4 protein-coding genes are annotated in these 5,639 nt (G+C 40.2%); 1 reads left to right on the top strand and 3 read right to left on the bottom strand.

Features of this window, described 5'->3' with window-relative positions; all coding sequences use genetic code 11:
• Nucleotides 1-236: 236 nt before the first annotated feature.
• Nucleotides 237-815, bottom strand: coding sequence for a hypothetical protein (locus F6K13_RS15585; protein WP_287287801.1), 579 nt, complete (start codon nt 813-815; stop codon nt 237-239).
• An 87-nt stretch (nt 816-902) separates the two neighbouring features.
• Entirely contained in the window at nt 903-1,184 is a 282-nt protein-coding gene (locus tag F6K13_RS15590; protein ID WP_124143522.1) for a hypothetical protein, read from the bottom strand.
• A gap of 329 nt (nt 1,185-1,513) precedes the next feature.
• Between F6K13_RS15590 and F6K13_RS15595 the strand changes: the two genes are divergently transcribed.
• Nucleotides 1,514-2,332 (top strand): hypothetical protein, encoded by an 819-nt coding sequence (locus F6K13_RS15595; RefSeq protein ID WP_124143521.1) that lies wholly within the window; start codon nt 1,514-1,516, stop codon nt 2,330-2,332.
• A gap of 326 nt (nt 2,333-2,658) precedes the next feature.
• Here F6K13_RS15595 and F6K13_RS15600 read toward each other — a convergent pair whose 3' ends face one another.
• Nucleotides 2,659-5,403 (bottom strand): bifunctional acetate--CoA ligase family protein/GNAT family N-acetyltransferase, encoded by a 2,745-nt coding sequence (locus tag F6K13_RS15600; RefSeq protein ID WP_124143520.1) that lies wholly within the window; start codon nt 5,401-5,403, stop codon nt 2,659-2,661.
• Nucleotides 5,404-5,639 lie beyond the last annotated feature (236 nt).

Genomic DNA, 5,639 nt, shown 5'->3' on the forward strand with positions numbered 1-5,639 from the left:
TATAATCATTTTTGCCTTTGATTGAATATCCAACGCTTAAGCGCTCTCCAGGATTATGTTCAATGTTTAAACTTGTTGTTCTGAGACTTGGTTCACACTCTAAATCATTTTGGTAATATTGATCTAAAATTTCATTTTTTAGTTCAAAAATCGAATCTAAATTCATTCTTATTGACCTTAAACTGAAAATTGATTATTGTGATAAATACTACGCTGTTTTTTTTAAAAAAGTCTTTTTATTCTACTTTATAATCTCCTTTATAAAAAAACGGAACTATAAATATCCATAAAATTACTGCTGTAGGTGCATAACGTGGATCTGGAAGATTCCACTTTAATATATTATGTCCCATTGCGTAAACCCAAATAACAAATGAAACGGCTGCAATTCCAGTTCCGATTAGCTGTATAGATGACCACTTTTTGTCAGTATCCCTTGTCCCCCAAAGTCTTGAAAGAATTACAAGACCAATACAAATAACAGGCCACCAATCAATAAAGCTTAATGATGTATTATTTTCAGTAAGTAATTTATCTGTCGGTTCAGCTATCCAAAAGCTACGTACTGTAACATAAACACTAAGCACTTCCGTTGGCACAAGTTTAACTAAACGCTCCATATAGTTAGCAAAGTTAGCATCTATAAGATTATCAGTTTCACTTGGTTCAATACTCGTTAGTTGAATAGGATTATCAGCTTCACTTGGAAGAAGATTATCAGGACTTACGCTACGTGATTTATTATTATTTTTGATGCGATGTTCTATACGAAAAGGATATGACATAATTAAAGCTTTTCTATGTAATTGGGTCAAATATAGCGAAGTTGCTATGAGCGACAATCTAGAAATGAAAGGCTTACTATGTAAGTATCTCAGGGACTGCTATTTTCGCGATCGCAACTACTTTGCTACTAAACCCACCCCATCCCCAGTCTGATAGTTTTGCGCATTTTCCTCTTGTAGAAGTTCGTCGATTTTCGCTCTTAACTTGTCTTGCCAACCTGAAATTTTTTTGATTCCGTGGAACATCTCGTCATCTACCCGGACAGTCAAATTATTAGACTTGGGTTTTCCTGGTACTTTAGGTTTCCATCTATAAGCTAATAAATCAGGGTTTCCTCCTGGTCTCCCACACTTAGTAGAGGTTTTAGTCTGCTTCTTTTTTGTTGTTTTAGTGGCCATATTACAGTCCTCCTATTGATTGTATATATTATAAGTTATATTATTGGTAGTAAGCAAGTAAAAAAAATTATAAAATTTATTTACATTTATTAGTATGCAAGCTATAATGATAAATGTAGAGGCCAATAAAGAAGTTCTACAAGTGGACAATAAAAAAGGACACCGCCCTCTCCTAGGTAAAGTTGAGGCAATGCCCTTTTAGAGTCCCCGGTAAACAAGTATCAGGAGACAAATCAATGATATTTTTCATCAATCCAATTTCAATTATATTACAAAATTTCAGCCAAGACAAGGCTTTATTACGAGCCTACTTGGGCCTAACAAAATTAATGGCCACTAAACCAATTACTAATTCAGTAAACGAAACAAGATTATACTATAACCGCTTATTAGGCTACTTAATCCACCACCTAGAAAAAACGATCGCTGAGATTGAGGCTGCCGATACCTACACAGAAGAGCAAGAGCAACGCAAAAGCAATTCAGAGACTACCTACACCCCAAAGGAGGCACAAGTATACGACAGTGTATTTACTGAACAACCTCCACAAGATACACCAGAATCTGAGAAAATCGAATCACTATACTCTAATGAAACAGAAATAGCTAAGGTAAATGCACCCTCTAATAAAATCTCAGAAAAAAATGCTCTAGCCCAAACCGAAACTTTAGAAGCTGATAAAGTAGAAGCGAGTGAAACTAGGAGTAGTTTGCAACAACCTGAAGCGACTCTGACTGAACTGAAGCAGCAGCTATTATCTAAGAAAAATAAATCACAACTAGAGCAATTCAAGTCAGAGATAGGAGCTGAGAAGACTGGAGAGATTTGGGAAAGCTGCACAATTCCTGAGCGTAACCTGATCAAATGTATTAATGCTACTACTAAAAAAGGAGCCTTGCCTTTTGATTTAGTTAGTTGGGTTAACCCTCAAGGAAGACGAGAGATAGGGCGTTATGTTGGGTTTTACCGTGCAGGTAAACAGTGCAAAGAGAACGAACGAGTGATTTATCTACCAAAGGATGACACATTCAAAGTCGTGGACAAGCGATCGCTCAAAGGAGTAAATGCAAAGTATCAAAAACCTTGCCCTCCTGACCTTGCGACTAAGTTAGAAGCTGCATTAGAAGCACAACCAGAACCAGAGTAACCAACAGTTCAGGAAATAGCCAATAATGACTTCACAGGATTAGCACCCACCCCAAAGTCCCAAAGTGGTTCAGAGGTTGGAAGCAAGCCAGAGTCACAACCATAACTACCGATCGCCCGGATTTAACTAGCTATCAGCTTTTCCGTTCCGGAATACTTTCGGTCTGAAATACTACGCAAACGCAAACAGCATTTAGCTGGAGCGCTAAAAAATCAAGGGTTTAAGTTCCCCACACTTATTTGAAAAGTGCGTAGTGTGTCTTTTATGGGGGTTTTAATCCCCCATTATACACCTTGAGAAGCTGATAGCCGATCGCTGAGTCCTACTTAATGACAGATTGTCAATTTCGCCTCTACTAAATCAGCACTACGCTGCAATTGAAAACCCACTTTCTCACAAACTCTTTGCATAGCTATATTCTCAGCTAAAATTGTCGCAACAATTCCCTCTAACTGCTCATCTCGACCAATTTGCACCAGTCGCAATAACAATTCCGTCCCTAACCCCTGACGTTGATAGGGGTCGCTCACCAACATCGCAAACTCTGCCTCATTTACCCCATGTGACTTACTCAAGCGACCCACTCCTAAAATTTCATGGTTTCCCGTTTCTGGATTTTTATAATCCGCCACCAATGCCATTTCCCGATAGTAATCAATAAAGCAAATTCTGGTTAATCGTTCGTGAGCAATGCGCCGACTCAACTTGAGAAAGTTAAAATAACGCAAATACACACTTTCCTCTGACAACGTTTTATGGAACTGAATAATCAACGGTTCATCCTCTGGGCGAATAGGACGGATAGTCACCCCCTCCCCATTTCTCATTTGCCAAGGTTTGACATATTGAGTAGGGTACGGACGAATAGCTGATGATGGCAATTTCTCTACACCCACACTCTGATCATGAAGAACTATCCTTGCATCCAAAGCAATCAACCTTTCCGAAGAAGCTAACAGAGGATTAATATCAATTTCCTTAATCCAAGGTTCCTCTACCACTAACTGACTAAATTTCACTAATAGCTTTTCCAGCGCTGCCAAATCTACAGCTTTCCTTCCCCTTACTCCTTTGAGAGCTTGATAAATTTTTGTCTGTTCCATCATCCGGCGAGCGAGAGTTGTATTCAAAGGAGGCAAAGCGATCGCCCGGTCTCTAAACACCTCTACTAACTGCCCACCCGTACCAAACACTAAGACCGGACCAAACTGTGGGTCAACACTGCTACCAATAATCAACTCATAACCACGGTCTAAACTTAACATTGGTTGTACCGTCACCCCTAGGAAATGCTCAGACCCCACTTTCTCAGTTACAGATGTTTGAATATTTTGATATGCCCATTTTACTGCTTCTGCATCTTTAAGATTTAACTGCACACCATCCACATCAGTTTTATGGGTAACTGTCTCAGAAAACAGTTTCAGCACCACTGGATAACCAATTATATTAGCACGTTCCACTGCTTCTGCTTCAGTTTTGGCAACCAAAGTCTGCACAATAGGAATACCATAAGCAGCTAAAATTTGTTTTGATTCTGACTCTGTGAGAATATTTCTGCCTGCATCCTGAGCTGTTTTGATAATTTGCTCAACTATAGAACAGTTTGGACCGCTTTCTTGTTCTTCTGCTAGCACTGGGGTTTCATAAATACCCTGCAAGTTATAATTGTACTGCCACATAAAGTTAAAAAGCTTGGCAGCAGAATCTGGATAACGATAAGTTGAGATACTAGCACGATTGAGAATAGTTTCACCTGTAGTTACCTCATCCCCTCCCATCCAACTTGCTAATACTGGTTTTTTAGCAGTTTGAGCATAATGCTTCAACTGTTCAGCTGTTTGAGTGGGGTCGGTCATTGCTTGAGGAGTCAAAATTACCAGCAAACCGTCGGTGTTAGGATCTTTAACTGCTACTTCTAAAGTTTTGCGATAACGCTCTGGGTCAGCATCACCAAGGATATCAATGGGGTTAGCATGACTCCAGTGGGTGGGGAGAAATTCATTCAGTTGAGCAATTGTTTCTTCTGCCAGAGGTGCAAGTTCTCCACCAGTAGCAATCAGGGCATCGGTCGCCAAGACTCCTGGTCCTCCAGCATTAGTAATAATTGTCAGTTTCGGTCCTTTTGGCAACCGTGGCTGTTTTGCCATCACTTCTGCCATATTAAATAGTTCAGAGATGCGATTCACTCGCAACACCCCACACCGACGAAAGGCAGCATTTAGCACTTCATCACTACCTGTGAGTGACCCTGTATGTGAAGCAGCAGCTTTAGCAGCAGCTTCAGTTTGACCAGCTTTAATCACTATTATTGGCTTGGTCAATGCTACTTCACGAGCAGCAGACAGGAATGAGCGCGCATTGCCAATGGATTCCATATAGATGACAATACTTTTGGTGTGGGGGTCGTCTCCAAGATAGTATATCAGGTCGCCCCAGTCTAAATCTAGCATTGAGCCTATGGAAATGAATGCACTGAAGCCTACGTTTTCTGGGAAACTCCAGTCGAGAACGGCTGTACAAAATGCTCCACTCTGACTAATGAAACCAAGGTTGCCTGGGTTTGCCATAGTGCTAGCAAAGGTGGCGTTTAGTCCACTATGGGGGTTCATTAGTCCTAAACAGTTGGGGCCAATCAGTCGCATTTTGCCCTTGGCTGTTGCCATAATTTGTCGTTCTAATTCTATGCCTTCTGGTCCAATCTCTTTGAATCCGGCTGAGACTATGATCGCGCCTTTTATGCCTACTTCTACACAGTCACGCACAGCATCAGGGACCATTGGTGCAGGTATGGCAATGATTGCTAAGTCTACTGGTGCTGGTATGGCTTTAATATTTGGATAAGCTGGAATTCCTAACACACTATGACGCTTGGGGTTAACCGGAAAAATTGTGCCTCCAAAAGGATTGCTGAGTAGATTCCAGAGAATTGTGCGTCCGACACTGCCGACTCTTTCTGTAGCACCAATTACTGCCACATTTTCTGGGGCAAATATTGAGGTTAGGGGTTGTCGCTCCGCCCTCAGAATATCATAGCTTGAGTCTGTTGTTTTTTGAGGTATTTGTAACATTATTTTTCCCCTTCTTTTCAACTTTAACTTGAAACGATATTTAACTTAACACTACTTTTAGGCTGCTCTACTTGTCTAGATATTTCATTTGTAAAAGGTTAAGGGAATATTAAAATTTATTCTCGTTTTTTAATGGACAAAAATGTCTTTTTTTTTTACTTTTAAACATCGACAATATTTTATCATTTTCTTTGTGGGTTTAATACCCCACCGTCAACGGGGGTGTTCAAAATTAC

The organism is Okeania sp. SIO2B9, assembly GCF_010672505.1.
In the GTDB taxonomy this organism is placed as follows: Bacteria; Cyanobacteriota; Cyanobacteriia; order Cyanobacteriales; family Microcoleaceae; genus Okeania; species Okeania hirsuta.